The sequence below is a fragment of the Rhodococcus sp. APC 3903 genome (assembly GCF_030407755.1).
Taxonomy (GTDB): Bacteria; Actinomycetota; Actinomycetes; order Mycobacteriales; family Mycobacteriaceae; genus Rhodococcus_F; species Rhodococcus_F erythropolis.
Genome location: NZ_JASDCV010000008.1, coordinates 1 through 15,139 on the forward strand (window position 1 = coordinate 1; position 15,139 = coordinate 15,139).

Below are 15,139 nucleotides of genomic sequence, written 5' to 3' on the forward strand. Positions count from 1 at the left end.
CAACGACAACTCGTCCACCACCGCCACCCGCACAGCCTCGAGACGAAGAATCTCCACACTCGCCGACACCGCAGCAGCACGCAACTCAGAAGCAGACAACTGCCACAGTCGTCCGCGCAACCCCACTGCAGAACCGGACACCACATCCGACAACAAGACGCTCATTGAATCCCCCGATCCCCTACTCAGGAGAATACTCGAACACCCGTTCGAGTCAAGGGTATTTTTTTCAGACTGGGGAATTGACCCGCGGCAGGGCAGTCGAGGCCAATCCGATGCCGAGCGCAATTGCTGCGATGATCGCGAGCACGCGGCGTTGGGCTTCGAGAAACGCTTCGCCAGCCGCCGCGCGAGTAGATGCGTACGCGGCATCAACTGCCACTTGAACGGATTGGCCCCCGGCGCCGGCAGTTCCTTCGCGGCGACATTCCGGCGCCACCTCCATCGGTGTTCCGGATGCCAATTGACTTGTCGCGCAATCGACAAATGCCTTTTCGGCGATGTCGACCAGGCCGGGATTCACGCCGGCAGCTTCAAGATTCGCAACGTACTCGGGCCGCTCCCCCTGCACTGCTTGCGGAGCTTGCCCCGCGACGAGCGAGAAGAACACCACTCCGATCAAGGCCAGTCCGATCGAGCTGCCAACCTGCTGAACGGTCGGTAGCAGCCCCGACACCGAACCCGCGTGCGCGGGTTCGACCGTCGCGAGGATCGCGGTCTGCAGTGGCGCCACGAACAGTCCGAGCCCTGCGCCCCCGAGGAGGAGAGGACCGGCGAGCGCGAGCCAGCGTGGATCAGTTCCTTCGTGTTCGAGGATGACCGACAACGCGATCAGCGAGCCGGCAAAGACGACCATCCCCAAGATCAGAACGCGGTTTCCAAGCATCCGGTACACCGCGGATGAGAGAACCGCAGCCACGCCCATGCCGACGGCCCACGGGAGCGTCATCACGCCCGCTCGCAATGCGGAGAACCCGAACCCGAACTGAAGCGTGAGACTGATGGTGAAGATCAACGAAGTCAGGGTTCCGAAGAATACGAACGCAAGAACCGCGCCGATCGCGAAGGCTCGGTCGCGGAAAAGCTCCAGACGAAGGACCGGATCGCCGCCTCGTTTCGCCAGACGCGATTCGTAGAGCACAAACGCCAATGCCACCGGCACCGACATCGCGAGCATGACAACAAGACCTGTGGGCCATCCACGCGCCCTTCCCTCGGCCAGGGGAAGGATCAGCAGGAACAGCGCCAGCGATGACAGTGCGGCGCCGATGAGGTCCAGTGAGCGCACATGCTCAGCGCGAGCATCGACGAGATGGAAATACCCGAGAATCAAGGCGGCGATGCCGATCGGAATGTTGACGAAGAAGATCAGGCGCCAGCCCCAGTCGAAGAGATTCCACTCGATCAGCAGCCCGCCGATCAGAGGCCCACTGACCGTTGCGAGCCCGATGGTCGCACCGTAGATCCCGAACACTCGCGGATGCCTGGCCTTCGGAAACAGACCCGAGATGATGGCAAACGTCTGGGCGGACATCGAACCGGCCGCCAACCCTTGCAAACCCCGGAAGACGATCAACATCGTCGCGCTCTGAGCGAGCCCGCACAGCAACGAGGCCGCGACGAATACGAACAGGGCGGTCAGAAAAACAACCCTACGACCGAACAGGTCCCCCAACCTGGCCGCGGTGATCAACGAACACGCAAAAGCCAGGATGTACACGCTGACCATGAGCAACTGCGCCGATACGCCTGCTTGAAGATCGACGGCGATGCTCGGAAGCGCGACGTTGACGATCGTCGCGTCGAGCAACTGCATGAACGCCGCCGCCAGACTCGTCGCCAACCCGAGCCAGGGCGTCAGAGAACCAGCTCGCCGTCCGCCCTTGTGGTCGGCGCCGACAGCGTCACCTAAAGGGTCCGGAAGCACCGAATGATCCTAATCGAACACGACGCTTCTAGAACCTGTTCTTGTTTAGATTGTAGTATTTCGGACAATTCAGTCCCCCAGATGGGATAGTTCGTCGTCTGCCCATTTTCAGAGCAGGCTTCTCGACGACACACGCAGGAGTTCTACTCGATGGATCTGAACTTGATCACCCATTGGCACCCGCTTCCTGGACGGGTAATCGAATGGGGCGTCACGCATGCTTCCGCTCAACGAGCCGCCGAAGCCGAGATCGACCGAGAACTACCCCCGACCACGATGCAGGATCGCCACCTGCGACGCGCCCGCGTCACCGCAGAGAAGGGCGATCCGCAGTCTCCGTGGATCGGTATCGCCTTCGATTTCGCAGGAACACTCGACCGCGACGCCATGACGCGAGCCCTGCAGCGCTACGTCCGTCGCCACGACACGCTCCACAGTTGGTTCTCCTTCGACGAAGCAACCACCGACGCTGCGGACACCGCGTTCGAGGTCCGTCGACACGTGGTGCCGGTCGAGAGCATCGAACTCGAGTACCGCGTCGGCGACGACGTCTCCGAATCCGAGGCGATCCGCGCACTCGTCGCAACCAAGTTCGCAACGGAAACCAGTGCCCTTCAGTGGCCGGCCTTCGTGTTCGGCGCCGTCGAGCACCACCATGCCGACCTCGAAGCCGATCCGAGCTTCACCCTGTTCCACGCAGTCGACCACGCCCATTCGGACATGAACTCGATGGTGCTGATGTACGCGGAATTGCGTCAGCTCTACGCCGCGGAAACGACCGGGTCACATCCCGAACTAGGCCCCGCGGGAAGTTACGCACAGTTCGGTCGCGTCGAACGCGAGCGAACAACCGAACTGACGATGCAGTCCCCCGAAGTGCACCAGTGGCTCGGTTACCTCATGCGCAGCGGCGGCTCGTTCCCCGGATTTCCGCTCCCGCTCGGGGCGGAAGACGCGCCCAAACCGGCTATCGGTTCACGCTTCGACCTGGCCGACGACAATGAGTGCGAAAGGTTCGGTGCGGTCTGTAAAGCCAACGGCGCCAACTTCATCGGTGGAATATTCACCGCCCTCGCGATTGCGGAATTCGAACTGGCCGGACGCGACAAGTACATCGCCCTCTCGCCGGTCAGCACACGAACCGAGGCCGACTCGTTTGCACAGGGCTGGTACATCAACCTGATCCCGGTCGGCATCGACGTCGACGACAAGCGACGCTTCACCGAGTTGGCAAAGCTCGGGCAGCAGGGGTACCACGACGGCAAGGCACTCCTCGATGTCTCTGTGCAGCAAGTCATCGATCTGGTTCTGTCGAGCTTGGCCGAGTCGGATTCCGCACCCGGCGGATTGTCGAAGACGCTCACCCCGCCGCCGATCGTCTCGTACATCGACGGCCGCCGCATGCCGGATCCATACAGTTACGCCGAGACGAAGGCAACGGGAATCGTCGGCGGCAAAGAGACGCAGATCGCGTCGATGTGGATCAACCGGATGCACACCGGCACCTGGATCGCCGTGTCCCACCCTGACACCCCCATTGCCCACGAATCGGCCACCCGCTTCGCCGAGCACGTCTCCAAGATCATCAAAACTGTTGCAGCTCAGGGCGACTACTCGTTCTCGGCACCAGAGGGAGCGTCCTGATGCATGTCACCTCGATCGATCGATACGGACTCGAGCCCGGAATCGTCACCGAATGGTCGCTCCAGCCCGCGGACGGCGCCGTCACCGAGTCGGAAGTACCACCGTCGTACAACCAACATTTCCATCTCGAGACTGCGCGAACACACGGCATGGGCCGGAGTGTGTGGATGGCAGCCGCATTCGACCTTCCCGGAGAACTGAATCGGCCCGCACTCGATCTCGCGCTGCGCCTGTTCATCAGTCGCCATGACACTCTGCACACAGGATTCGAGGTGGGCGAGTTCACCACCACCCGAATGGGACTCGATCCCGACGGCACACACATCGAGACTTCGGAACCTGTGAAGTTCGATTCGACCGAAGACCTCCGAGCGCACCTCAAGAAGCGATTCACGACGGTATGCGATCCACTGACCTTCCCCGCCTACACGTTTGCCACGGTCGAACGCGAAGAGCACTACACGGTCCTGAGCGCCTTCGATCACACCCTCGTCGACGGCTACTCGTTGGTCATCGCTCTCGGGGAACTGCGACAGATCTACGAGGGACTGATCGCCATACCCGAACTGACCGACCACGAGGCCGTCGACGCAGTGATGAGCCGACTGGGTGACCCGGGAAGTTTCGTGCGGTACTGCGAACTGGAGGCCGACGCTCTGCTTCCCGTCGACAACGACCCTCGAATCCGAGAGTGGGCAAGGTTCTACGAGATTTGTGGTGGCACATCGCCGAGTTTCCCCTTGGATCTCGGCGTCGAGGCAGGAAAGCCCGCGCCTCAGGGCGCCGATGTGCGCGTGCTGCTCGACGAGGAACTGACCGCGAAGTTCGACGAGATCTGCCTATCCGCCGGCGGTAGCGTGTTCACCGGAATCCTCACTGCGATGGGACTTTCCGTCCACTCGTTCACCGGACAGGCGACGCTTCCACTGCAATTCCCGCTGCACATCCGCAAAGATCCACGCTGGGCCGACGCCATCGGCTGGCTCACCACGAGCGCGCCGATCACGGTCCAGATCACTCCCGATGCGGATTTCGGTGCATCCCTTGCACATACGCACGCGTCGTTCCGAGTTGCGTTGACGCTCGAGGGCGTCACCATGGCCCAGGTTCGAGATGCTTTGGGCGACAAGATTCGACGCACGCGCACCGACGTCTTCATGGTGTCGTACATCGATTACCGCAAACTACCCGGCACCGACGATCATGATCTCCTCAACGCTCATCACATCAGCAATGTGACGGTCGCCGACGATGCCCAGTTCTGGATTTCGCGAACGAACCGTGGTCTCTCGCTGCGTTCGCGCTTCCCGGACACCGACACGGCAAACGAAACCATGGTGAATTTCCTCACCGATCTCGACCGGATTCTGAGGGAAGTCTGCGCCCGGGGCGTGACGCCGATCGGAAGTGTCACCGAACAATTGAGAGATTCGAGCGTCGGGGCAGGAACACCGAGGATTTAGGGTCGGCAACGGGTACGAGCAGGCAGAACCTGCTTCCGGGCGTCTCCCCTTGCGCGCAGCGCATAGAATCGATCAAGTCCGTGTTCGAACCGAACGATTCGTCTTCAGGAGTACGCCCGTGCCCGTTGCCCCCGATCCCTCAACCGCGTTTGCCGAGTTCGCGCATCCCGACCGGTTGGTCTCGACGGAATGGCTCTCGGCGAATCTCGGTACGCCGGGCCTCAAGGTCGTCGAATCCGATGAAGACGTGTTGTTGTACGACGTCGGCCACATTCCCGGCGCAGTGAAGATCGACTGGCATCTCGACCTCAACGATCCGGTCACCCGCGATTACATCGACGGTGCGAAGTTCGCAGAGTTGATGAACCGCAAGGGCATCAGCCGCGACGACACCGTCGTCATCTACGGCGACAAGAGCAACTGGTGGGCCGCCTACGCACTGTGGGTCTTCACTCTGTTCGGCCACGAGGACGTCCGTCTTCTCGACGGTGGCCGCGATGCGTGGATCGCCGAGAACCGTGACACCGCATTCGACGTTCCCGACATCACGTCAACGGATTACCCGGTCGTCAAGCGCAACGACGCTCCCATCCGCGCATTCAAGGACGACGTACTTGCACACTTGGGCGACGGGCCGCTCATCGACGTGCGATCTCCGCAGGAGTACACCGGCGAGCGCACCCACATGCCCGACTACCCCGAAGAGGGTGCGTTGCGCGGTGGACACATTCCCAGCGCTCTCAGCATCCCGTGGGCGAAGGCGGCGGCACCGGACAGCCGCTTCCGCACCCGCACCGAACTCGGCGAGATCTACGGCGGTCTGTCGGCCGACGACAACATCGTCGCGTACTGCCGCATCGGTGAGCGTTCCAGCCACACCTGGTTCGTGTTGACCCATCTTCTCGGCTACCCGAACGTTCGTAACTACGACGGTTCCTGGACAGAGTGGGGCAATGCAGTGCGCGTCCCGATCGTCCAGGGCGAAGAGCCCGGCGCAGTTCCTTCCTCCGTATCGGCGTCATGAGCACTCTTCCTTCGGCTCTGGCCGAGATCGTCGACGACTTCGCAGCCGTCGGCGCCTCGGACAAGCTCACCCTTCTTCTCGAGTTCAGCCGAGAGCTACCGCCGTTGCCGGCGGAGCTCGAGCAGAGCGCGATGGAGCCGGTCCCCGAATGTCAGTCGCCGCTGTTCCTCTCGGTCGACGATTCGGATCGCGACAACGTCCGTCTGTACTTCAGCGCGCCCCCCGAGGCTCCCACGACGCGTGGTTTCGCATCGATCCTCGCGCAGGGGCTCGACGGTCACAGCGCGGACGAGATCCTCGGTGTACCCGACGACTTCTATTCGGCGCTCGGTCTCGCAGAAGCTGTGAGCCCGCTCCGTCTGCGCGGAATGTCGGCCATGCTCGCGCGCATCAAGCGGCACTTGCGGGGCTGAAAACATGGAGTTCACCGAACTGGCCGACTATGCGATTCCGGCCGGCGCACTCGTCGAATGGTTGCCGTGCGCAACCGGGCCTTGGGTTCCGGATCCGCGGCCCGTCTCCTACATTCACGAGGCACATCTCAACCGTTCCGCTGCAGGCGCGGGCGACAAGTCTTGGCTGGGAACAGCTTTCGAGATTTCCGGCCCGCTCGATGTCGATGCGTTCCGAGTCGCCCTCGGCCGCTGGATCGACCGTCATGAAGTTCTGCGCTCGCATACCGTCCTCGAGCCCTCGAGTGGCGAGATCACCCGGCACACCGTCCCGATCGGCGGAATCGACATCGGGGTCGTCAGCCACGGCTACGACGCGTCCAGCCAGGACAACTTCGACCACCTTCACCGCCTGTTCGACGATTACGCGTCCCCGCACAGTTGGCCGTCGTACGTCTTCGCGACGTTGACGCCCCGCGGTGGCGACGGTCCGTTCACCGTGTTCTTCGCGGCGGACCACTCGATCATCGACGGTTTCTCGATCGTGCTGGTCGCTCACGAGATTGCAGCGCTGTACCGCGAGGCCTCGACCGGCAGCGCTGCAAATCTGTTCCCGGTGGGCAGCTACGTCGATTTCGGTGCCGTCGAACGCGAGCAGATGGCCGACATGGAAGCCGAGAAGGCTGCGGTGGAGATCTGGCGTAAGGCTCTCGGAACGGACGGGTTACCCCAGTTCCCGCTACCGATCGGTGAACGCGGAACCGATTCTCAGAACGGCCTGTCGACCTGGCTACTCGACGCCGAGCAGTCCAAGGCCTTCAGTTCGACGTGTGCAGCCGCCGGCGTGGGTTATTTCGCCGGACTACTCGGCGGACTTGCGGCCGTAGGTCGCGAAGTCGCGGGGTCCGATCAATTCGAGGTCGTGACGCCGGTTCACACCCGCAGCGCTCAGGAGTGGGCGGGTGCGCTCGGCTGGTTCGTCGGACTGTGCCCGGTCGAGTTCGCCGTTGGATCGGACTGTTCGTTCGGCGACCTCGCAACACGCGCCGCCGAATCGATCGCTTCGGTCAAGCCTGCCGCCGCGGTCCCGTTCGATCGGATCGGTGAGCACCTCGAAACCCCGATTCGACCGCGATTCGTGGTGTCCTACATGGACGTTCGCTTTGTACCCGAGGCCGCACAGTGGCCCGAATGGAACGCCAGAGCACTTCGAAGCAAGGCATACACGCACGACGTATACATCTGGATCAACCGCACACCCCAAGGCCTCAATCTCGCAGTCAGGTATCCAGGCAACGAGACGGCGAACGCCGCGGTTCACGCCTACGTGGCCGCACTGCGCCGGACCGTCGAAGAAATCGTCGCCGAACCGGACACCGGCACCTCCGGCAGCTACTCATCGGTAGTTTTCGAAACCGTTTCCTAAGCCGGAGTGGGCTTTAGCGATCCGGTTACAGCCAGCGCCGAAGCGATGCATACACTCCGAAGTGATGCCAATCCCCCGATGGTGAAATCCCAGAGGAATACACCGCGGAGACAGACTATGCGAACCACAGGAGGCTCAGTGCCCAGTCATGCCAGCGCGCACATTACGAAGGTGCTTGTCGCGAACCGCGGTGAAATCGCGGTACGGGTCATCCGGGCGGCCAAGGATGCCGGCTACGGCAGCGTTGCCGTTTACGCCGAGCCCGACGCAGAAGCGCAGTTCGTGAAGCTCGCAGACGAGGCATTTGCCCTCGGCGGACAGACGTCCGCCGAGTCCTACCTCGTGTTCGACAAGATCCTCGATGCCGCCAAGAAGTCCGGCGCCGACGCCATCCACCCCGGCTACGGCTTCCTCTCCGAGAACGCCGACTTCGCCCAGGCCGTCATCGACGCGAACCTCATCTGGATCGGTCCGTCACCGCAGTCCATCCGCGACCTCGGCGACAAGGTCACGGCACGCCACATCGCAGAACGCGCGAAGGCTCCGATGGCTGCCGGCACCAAGGACCCCGTCAAGGGCGCAGACGAGGTCGTCGCATTCGCCAAGGAATACGGCGTACCGGTTGCGATCAAGGCTGCCTTCGGCGGCGGTGGACGCGGCATGAAGGTCGCCCAGACCATCGAGGAAATCCCCGAGCTGTTCGAGTCGGCCACCCGTGAGGCCATCGCAGCCTTCGGTCGCGGCGAGTGCTTCGTCGAGCAGTACCTGGACAAGGCCCGCCACGTCGAGGCTCAGGTCATCGCCGACCAGCACGGCAACGTCGTCGTCGCCGGTACCCGCGACTGCTCACTGCAGCGTCGCTTCCAGAAGCTCGTCGAAGAGGCTCCGGCTCCGTTCCTGACGGACGACCAGCGCGCACGCATCCACGCGTCCGCGAAGGCCATCTGCAAGGAAGCCGGCTACTACGGCGCCGGAACGGTCGAGTACCTGGTTCAGGGCGACACCATCTCCTTCCTCGAGGTCAACACCCGCCTGCAGGTCGAGCACCCCGTCACGGAAGAGACCGCGGGCATCGACCTGGTGCGTCAGCAGTTCCTCATCGCCAACGGCGAAGAACTCTCCATCAAGGAAGATCCCACCCCGCGTGGACACTCCTTCGAGTTCCGCATCAACGGTGAAGACGCCGGCCGCGGCTTCATGCCCGCCCCCGGCCCCGTTTCCGTCTACCGTGAGCCCACAGGCCCCGGCGTCCGCGTCGATTCCGGTGTTGTCGCCGGCGACGTCATCGGCGGACAGTTCGACTCCATGCTCGCCAAGCTCATCGTCACCGGCGCCACCCGCGAAGAAGCCCTCCAGCGGGCATCGCGCGCTCTGGCCGAGTTCGAGATCGACGGCCTCGCGACCGTCCTCCCGTTCCACCGCCACATCGTCGAGAACCCGGCGTTCGTCGGTGACGGCGAGAAGTTCGACATCTACACCAAGTGGATCGAAACCGACTGGGAAAACACCATCGAGCCGTACGCCGGTTCCGGTGCACCGGTCGACGACGAGGACGAGGCTCTGCCGCGTCAGAACGTCGTCGTCGAGGTCGGTGGACGTCGCGTCGAGGTTTCCCTCCCGGGCCAGTTCTCGCTCGGCAACGGCGGCGGCGCAGCATCCGGTGCCATCCGCAAGAAGCCGAAGGCACGCAAGCGCGGCGGCGCCGGCGGCGGCGCAGCATCCGGTGACGCCGTCACCGCTCCGATGCAGGGCACCGTCGTCAAGGTCGCAGTGACCGAAGGCCAGGAAGTCGCAGAAGGTGACCTGATCGCGGTTCTCGAAGCCATGAAGATGGAAAACCCCGTCAACGCGCACAAGGCCGGTGTCGTCACCGGACTGTCCGTCGAGCCGGGTGCAGCAATCACGCAGGGAACGGTTCTCGCAGAACTGAAGTAAGGCCTCCGGCCCCGTGCGCCTTTCCGGTAGTCCCCACTACCGGAAAGGCGCACAGTCGTTTGAGTAGGCTGTAACGATGGCTGACGTCCCCGACATTCGCATCGGCACTGCAGAACGCGAGCAGGCACTCGATCTCCTGAGCGAGCACTTCGCCGCAGGCCGCCTCACCGTCACGGAGTTCGACGAGAGAAGCGGAATCGTCAGTGCCGCAACAACTCGCAGTGAACTCGTTCCGGTGTTCGCCGATCTACCGGGCAACTATCAAGCTCCAGGCACCGCTCCCCTGTCGATGGTGACACCTCCCGCCGCACCGGCGGAGCGACGATTCAACCCCGACTGGTCCGGTCGCGTCATGGCCGTCATCCCGATTCTCGCGGTGATCCTGTTCTTCGTCACCGGTACCTGGTTGTGGTTCCTCGCGATTCCCCTCGCCGGTGCACTGCTGTTCGGTACCGACAGGGAACGCAAAGCCAAGCGTCGCCGCGAGCGGGACTCCGACTGATGGAGCCGATCGAGATCAACGCCGGCGGATGGTATCTGCGAGCACTGCGCGCAGACGAGCGTGTGGACGACCGCCCTGCCCTTGCCGACGGCGGTATCACCGACCCCGATTACGTGAGTCAGCGGAGCGCTCAGTGGCACGAAAACAGCGTCTACTCCTGGGCCGTGTGCCAGCCCAACACCGGTGAGCTTCTCGCCGAGGTCGTTCTGACGCCTCTCGACTCCACCGCCCTGCTGACCGGCTGGGCCCGCGACGGGCACACCGAGGCGCTCACGACAGCCGCCGACGCCGTCACCAGATTCGCCGAAGGTGCACTCGGACTCGTCGTCGTCGAGGGACAGACGAATTGAAGAACAACCGATACTGGCCGCTGGCGATCGCCGTGGTCATTGCGCTGATCATGCTCTTCTCCCCGGGCTCCACCGTCCCGTCGAGCCCGGAGAACACCGACAAGATCACTCACACGTTGATGTTCGCGGTGCTGGCGATCACCTCGTTGCACGCCCGGATCCCGGCGTGGCTCACCGCGGTGTGGCTCGTGATTTTTGCTGCGACGTCCGAGGTTCTTCAAGCAGCGCTGCCCATTTCGCGTTCCGGTTCGATCTGGGACGGCACCGCCGACCTGCTCGGCATCGCCATCGGGATCGGTATCGTCAGCCTCGTGATGCGGCGTCGAACGGCCCGCGACGACGAGCCGAGCAGGTCCTGATCAGCTGAGCAGCTTGCTCCGCAATTGTTCCTGGGTCGACGCGTCGATCTTCAGGCCGTCGGTGAAGTAGGCCTCGATCGATCCGTGGACCTGCGCAAGCTCTGCCATCGACGCCTGCAGGTACTCGCGCCTGACACCGAGGACACCTTCGAGCAGGGTCGGATCGATACCCTTGGCCTCGAATCGCTCGAGGAGCGGCGCGAACATCGGCAACAGAACCTTGTTGGTTTCGAGGTAGTCCGCGAAGACCGCGTCCTCGGAGGCACCCAGGAACAGCAGTAGCGCGGCTGCGGCCCAGCCCGTGCGGTCCTTGCCCGTGGTGCAGTGAATGAGTGCCGGCGAGCTGGGCGGCTGCGCCAAGTCGACGAACAGTTGCCGGTACGACGCGACCGCACTCGGCAAGGTCACGAAATCGCGGTAACTTCCCTGAAAGTACTCGAGCGCCTGGCCGCCGCCCAACGCTTCGGCAGCAAACGCCGGGTCGGCGATCATCTGCTGCATTTGAGCCGGAATGGCGCGATACTGCTTGTCCGCCAATACGTCCAGGCCGAGTTCTCGGATTCCGTCCGGCGTCAGATCCGGCGCCGTCTCGCGTTCGGACTCGGTGCGCAGATCGTAGATCGTGACGATGCCCAGATCGGCGAGGGTCTGTGCGCCCTCCGCACTGAGCGATGCCAGATCGGTGGAACGAAACACACTCCCGGTGCGGACGGTGCCACCGAAGCTCGATTCGGGGCCACCGATGTCTCGGAGGTTCGCCAGGGACGGTACGACGGAAGACAGCTTGGGAGTATCGGTCATACCTAAGAATGTATCTGTCACCGGAAAAGGGCGGCCGGAGAAATAAGATCGAGACACATCATCTCCCGTAATTGCTGCGCTACAGATCCGTAACATGCTCAAGTAATCCTGTGGACATGCCTACAACGAATTCCAGTGGTCTCGGAGCCTTCGATGCGCTCGGTGACCACCAGGCAGTCGCGGCGCTGCTCGAGTGTTGCCATTCCGCCGTGTGGGCACAGGAAATCGCCTCGTCTCGCCCGTTCACCGATCTGGAAGCTCTGTTCGACAAAGCAGATGCGGTGCTGGCCGAGCTTCCCGAGTCCGAGATCGACGACGCTCTGTCCGGCCACCCACGAATCGGTGAGCGAAGCGAAAGCGCGGCCTCGATCCGTGAACAGTCGGGAGTCTCGTCCGCGACAGAAGACGTCCTCGCGGAACTTCGACAGAAGAACGCCGAGTACGAAGAGACATTCGGCCATGTTTACCTGGTCTGCGCGTCGGGGAAATCTGGAACGGAGCTCCTCGACATCCTTCGAGGCCGTCTCCGAAACGACCCGGCGACCGAGCGTTCCGTGCTTCGAACCGAATTGGCCGCCATCAATCGAATCAGGCTTGCCCGTCTGATCGATTCACTTTCCGGAGGCGCAGCATGAGCAAGACCCTGAGCACGCACGTTCTCGACGCGACGACGGGCATTCCCGCTGCGGGGATTCGCGTCGAACTTCGTGATCGAGACGGCGTCACGATCACCAGCGCCGAGACCGACTCCGACGGCCGCATCCCCGAACTTGCTCCTGATGGTCTGGTCACCGGTCACTACACCCTGACTTTCGACACGGGAACGTATTTCGAGACCAACGGACAAGAGAACTTCTACCCGGAAGTGACAGTGACCTTCCGGGTGGACGACACAGCGCGGGGCTACCACGTCCCACTGTTGCTGTCGCCCTTTGCTTATTCCACCTATCGCGGGAGCTGAACACGTGACTACCGAAAACATCACAACCGGCAACATCACGACCGGTGTTACAAGCACCGACCGGTTGAGCGGATCCATCGAACTTACCGGTCACCAGTACGGCAAAGCTGAGAACAGGGTAGTCCGAATCTACCGCGACACTCCTCGTCACGAGATCCACGACATCAACGTCTCCACCTGCCTGCGTGGAGATTTCGCCGACGCGTACCTCACCGGCGATCAGTCGAAGGTTCTGCCGACCGACACGCAGAAACAAACGGCCTATTCCTACGCCAAGGAAAAGGGTCTGATCTCGATCGAGACGTACGGACTCGAACTCGCCCGTCATTTCGTCGACGACATCGAACCGGTCAGTGGCGCGCGGATCGAGATCGAGGAATACGCTTGGGAGCGTGCGATTGTCGACGGCAGCGAGCACGACTACACCTGGATTCGGAAGGGTCAGGAAGTTCGGACGGCGTCGATCACGATCTCCGATACTGGGGCAGCCGATGCCGGGACGTGGGTGATCGGCGGTTTGAAGGACCTGGTGATCCTCAAATCGACCGGAAGTGAGTTCTCGGGTTTCCTCGAAGATCCGTACACGATCCTCGAGCCGACAGACGACCGCGTCATGGCGACGACGTTGGTCGCCCAGTGGCGATTCGTCACCACCGACGTCGACTGGGAATCGGTCTACGTGGGTATCAAGGCACAAATCGTCAAACAGTTCGCGCAGGTGCATTCACTTGCCTTGCAGCAGACGCTCTTCCACATCGGCAAAGCAATTCTCGAAGAGTTTCCGATCATTGCCGAGGTTCGACTGTCGGCACCCAACAAGCATCATTTCGAATATGCACTCGGCCGCTTCGGAGTCGAGAACGACAACGAGGTGTTCCACGCCGCCGATCGTCCGTACGGGCTGATCCAAGCTGCGGTCAGCCGATCCGACGCACCAGACGCGGGGCCGTCGTGGACACCCTATTCAGGTTGGTTGTCGTGACCGACCCGGCCCTCGGGACCACTCTCGTCGTCGCCAATGCCCATGTGGTCACGATGGACAGCGAGCGTTCCGAGTACCCCGACGGCTACGTCGTGATCTCGGGCAACAAGATTGTCGACGTGGGGGCCGGAAAGGCTCCCGTGTACCCCAATGCGCACGTGATCGACGGCAACGGTTGCCTGATCACGCCCGGTCTGGTGAACACACATCATCATCTCTACCAATGGATCACCCGTGGCCTGGCAGCAGACTCGACGCTCTTCGAGTGGCTGACCACGCTGTACCCCGTCTGGGCGGGTATCGACGCCGACGCCGTCCACGTGGCGGCCACCGGCGGACTCACCTGGTTGGCAAAAACCGGATGTACGACCACCACCGACCACCACTACGTCGTTCCCCGCGACGCCGGCGACGTTTTCGAAGCCGAGATCACCGCCGCTGCGCAGGTTGGCCTTCGATTCCACCCGTGTCGTGGGTCGATGGACCTCGGTCAGAGTTCCGGCGGACTGCCACCGGATCACGTCGTGGAAAAACTCGACGACATCCTGACCGGCACGCAGTCGGTGATCGACCGCTGGCACGATCCGAACGCGGGGTCGATGCTGCAGATCGCGGTAGCTCCCTGCTCACCCTTCTCGGTGACGGAGTCACTGCTCCGAGAGTCCGCGACGCTGGCCCGCGAAAACGGCGTGCGAATGCACACGCATCTCGCCGAGACCCTGGACGAGGAGAGCTTCTGCCGAGAGCTTTTCGGTTGCACGCCGGTCGAATACATGGAGCGCGTCGGCTGGGTGGGCCCGGACGTCTGGTACGCCCACGCAGTCCATCTCGACGACGCCGGTATCGAGACGATGGCGCGATCCGGAACTGCGGCGGCGCACTGTCCGACCTCCAATGCGCGCCTGGGGGCCGGTATCGCCCGTGCCGCCGATCTGGTGAAGGGCGGGGTCACCGTGGGGCTCGGTGTGGACGGCGCGGCGAGCAACGAAGCATGCAGTCTGATCGAGGAGTCTCGTCATGCGCTTCTGTTTGCTCGTGCCAAGGGCGGTCCGCAGACGATGACGGTGCGAAAAGCATTGGAATTGGGAACGATCGGCGGCGCACGAGTTCTGGGCCGCGAGGGCGAGATCGGATCGATCGAGGTCGGAAAACTTGCCGACCTGGCGGTGTGGAAACTCGACACCGTCGCGCATGCCGGCATCACCGATCCGGTGGCGGCGCTCGTACTCGGCTCGACGCCCCCGCTGAAGTTACTACTCGTCAACGGGCGAATCGTAGTTGCCGACGGACGAGTCACCACCGTCGACGAGGACGTCGTGGCCTCGGATGTCGCACGCGCACACCGCGACCTACTCGGAAAGGCTTGAGGCAGC

Annotated in this window: 15 protein-coding genes and 1 pseudogene; 13 read left to right on the forward strand and 3 right to left on the reverse strand. The window is 62.8% G+C overall.

Going from position 1 to position 15,139, the window contains the following annotated elements; all coding sequences use genetic code 11:
* Together QMA15_RS12980 and QMA15_RS12985 are read right to left on the reverse strand one after the other, a co-directional pair.
* Positions 1-165: pseudogene (locus QMA15_RS12980) on the reverse strand (HNH endonuclease); the annotation flags it as partial.
* A gap of 64 nt (positions 166-229) precedes the next feature.
* Positions 230-1,927: an MFS transporter gene (locus QMA15_RS12985; protein WP_019747749.1), complete on the reverse strand. Its 1,698-nt coding sequence runs from the start codon at positions 1,925-1,927 to the stop codon at positions 230-232.
* A gap of 150 nt (positions 1,928-2,077) precedes the next feature.
* On the opposite strand from QMA15_RS12985, the gene QMA15_RS12990 reads away from it, so the two are divergent.
* The 9 genes from QMA15_RS12990 to QMA15_RS13030 all read left to right on the forward strand — a co-directional run bounded on the left by QMA15_RS12990 (position 2,078) and on the right by QMA15_RS13030 (position 11,022).
* Complete coding sequence (locus QMA15_RS12990) at positions 2,078-3,571, forward strand: condensation domain-containing protein (RefSeq protein WP_020907077.1); 1,494 nt, start codon at positions 2,078-2,080, stop codon at positions 3,569-3,571.
* Positions 3,571-5,034, forward strand: coding sequence for a condensation domain-containing protein (locus QMA15_RS12995; RefSeq protein WP_020969198.1), 1,464 nt, complete (start codon positions 3,571-3,573; stop codon positions 5,032-5,034). Before QMA15_RS12990 ends, QMA15_RS12995 begins: the two co-directional genes overlap by 1 nt.
* A gap of 118 nt (positions 5,035-5,152) precedes the next feature.
* On the forward strand, positions 5,153-6,058 hold the full coding sequence (locus QMA15_RS13000; RefSeq protein WP_019747746.1) for a sulfurtransferase: 906 nt from the start codon (positions 5,153-5,155) through the stop codon (positions 6,056-6,058).
* Positions 6,055-6,471, forward strand: coding sequence for a SufE family protein (locus QMA15_RS13005; RefSeq protein WP_019747745.1), 417 nt, complete (start codon positions 6,055-6,057; stop codon positions 6,469-6,471). The genes QMA15_RS13000 and QMA15_RS13005 overlap by 4 nt, the downstream gene beginning before the upstream one ends.
* A 4-nt stretch (positions 6,472-6,475) precedes the next feature.
* On the forward strand, positions 6,476-7,876 hold the full coding sequence (locus QMA15_RS13010) for a condensation domain-containing protein (RefSeq protein ID WP_020969197.1): 1,401 nt from the start codon (positions 6,476-6,478) through the stop codon (positions 7,874-7,876).
* Between the two features lie 138 nt (positions 7,877-8,014).
* A complete protein-coding gene (locus tag QMA15_RS13015; protein WP_019747743.1) occupies positions 8,015-9,811 on the forward strand; it encodes an acetyl/propionyl/methylcrotonyl-CoA carboxylase subunit alpha in 1,797 nt (598 codons plus the stop codon).
* 76 nt (positions 9,812-9,887) lie between these two features.
* Entirely contained in the window at positions 9,888-10,313 is a 426-nt protein-coding gene (locus QMA15_RS13020) for a DUF1707 domain-containing protein (protein ID WP_020907074.1), read from the forward strand.
* Complete coding sequence (locus QMA15_RS13025) at positions 10,313-10,663, forward strand: hypothetical protein (protein ID WP_003940792.1); 351 nt, start codon at positions 10,313-10,315, stop codon at positions 10,661-10,663. The genes QMA15_RS13020 and QMA15_RS13025 overlap by 1 nt, the downstream gene beginning before the upstream one ends.
* Complete coding sequence (locus QMA15_RS13030; RefSeq protein ID WP_020969195.1) at positions 10,660-11,022, forward strand: VanZ family protein; 363 nt, start codon at positions 10,660-10,662, stop codon at positions 11,020-11,022. The genes QMA15_RS13025 and QMA15_RS13030 overlap by 4 nt, the downstream gene beginning before the upstream one ends.
* Here QMA15_RS13030 and QMA15_RS13035 read toward each other — a convergent pair whose 3' ends face one another.
* Positions 11,023-11,823, reverse strand: coding sequence for a tyrosine-protein phosphatase (locus QMA15_RS13035; protein ID WP_069145882.1), 801 nt, complete (start codon positions 11,821-11,823; stop codon positions 11,023-11,025). It lies immediately after the preceding gene.
* 116 nt (positions 11,824-11,939) lie between these two features.
* Here QMA15_RS13035 and uraD point away from each other — a divergent pair, with 116 nt between their 5' ends.
* From uraD to QMA15_RS13055, 4 genes are all read left to right on the forward strand, one after another.
* On the forward strand, positions 11,940-12,458 hold the full coding sequence (gene uraD / locus QMA15_RS13040; RefSeq protein ID WP_070386987.1) for a 2-oxo-4-hydroxy-4-carboxy-5-ureidoimidazoline decarboxylase: 519 nt from the start codon (positions 11,940-11,942) through the stop codon (positions 12,456-12,458).
* Positions 12,455-12,784 (forward strand): hydroxyisourate hydrolase, encoded by a 330-nt coding sequence (uraH, locus tag QMA15_RS13045; RefSeq protein WP_070386878.1) that lies wholly within the window; start codon positions 12,455-12,457, stop codon positions 12,782-12,784. Before uraD ends, uraH begins: the two co-directional genes overlap by 4 nt.
* Before the next feature lie 64 nt (positions 12,785-12,848).
* A complete protein-coding gene (gene pucL / locus QMA15_RS13050; protein WP_176749014.1) occupies positions 12,849-13,766 on the forward strand; it encodes a factor-independent urate hydroxylase in 918 nt (305 codons plus the stop codon).
* A gap of 53 nt (positions 13,767-13,819) precedes the next feature.
* Complete coding sequence (locus QMA15_RS13055) at positions 13,820-15,133, forward strand: 8-oxoguanine deaminase (RefSeq protein ID WP_259349287.1); 1,314 nt, start codon at positions 13,820-13,822, stop codon at positions 15,131-15,133.
* The last annotated feature ends 6 nt before the right edge of the window (positions 15,134-15,139 follow it).

Coding starts and splice junctions, on each gene's coding strand:
- QMA15_RS12990 (WP_020907077.1), top strand. CDS start 2,078: ATGGATCTGAACTTGATCACCCATTGGCACCCGCTTCCTGGACGGGTA.
- QMA15_RS12995 (WP_020969198.1), top strand. CDS start 3,571: ATGCATGTCACCTCGATCGATCGATACGGACTCGAGCCCGGAATCGTC.
- QMA15_RS13005 (WP_019747745.1), top strand. CDS start 6,055: ATGAGCACTCTTCCTTCGGCTCTGGCCGAGATCGTCGACGACTTCGCA.
- QMA15_RS13010 (WP_020969197.1), top strand. CDS start 6,476: ATGGAGTTCACCGAACTGGCCGACTATGCGATTCCGGCCGGCGCACTC.
- QMA15_RS13020 (WP_020907074.1), top strand. CDS start 9,888: ATGGCTGACGTCCCCGACATTCGCATCGGCACTGCAGAACGCGAGCAG.
- QMA15_RS13025 (WP_003940792.1), top strand. CDS start 10,313: ATGGAGCCGATCGAGATCAACGCCGGCGGATGGTATCTGCGAGCACTG.
- QMA15_RS13035 (WP_069145882.1), bottom strand. CDS start 11,823: ATGACCGATACTCCCAAGCTGTCTTCCGTCGTACCGTCCCTGGCGAAC.
- uraD (WP_070386987.1), top strand. CDS start 11,940: ATGCCTACAACGAATTCCAGTGGTCTCGGAGCCTTCGATGCGCTCGGT.
- uraH (WP_070386878.1), top strand. CDS start 12,455: ATGAGCAAGACCCTGAGCACGCACGTTCTCGACGCGACGACGGGCATT.
- QMA15_RS13055 (WP_259349287.1), top strand. CDS start 13,820: ATGGACAGCGAGCGTTCCGAGTACCCCGACGGCTACGTCGTGATCTCG.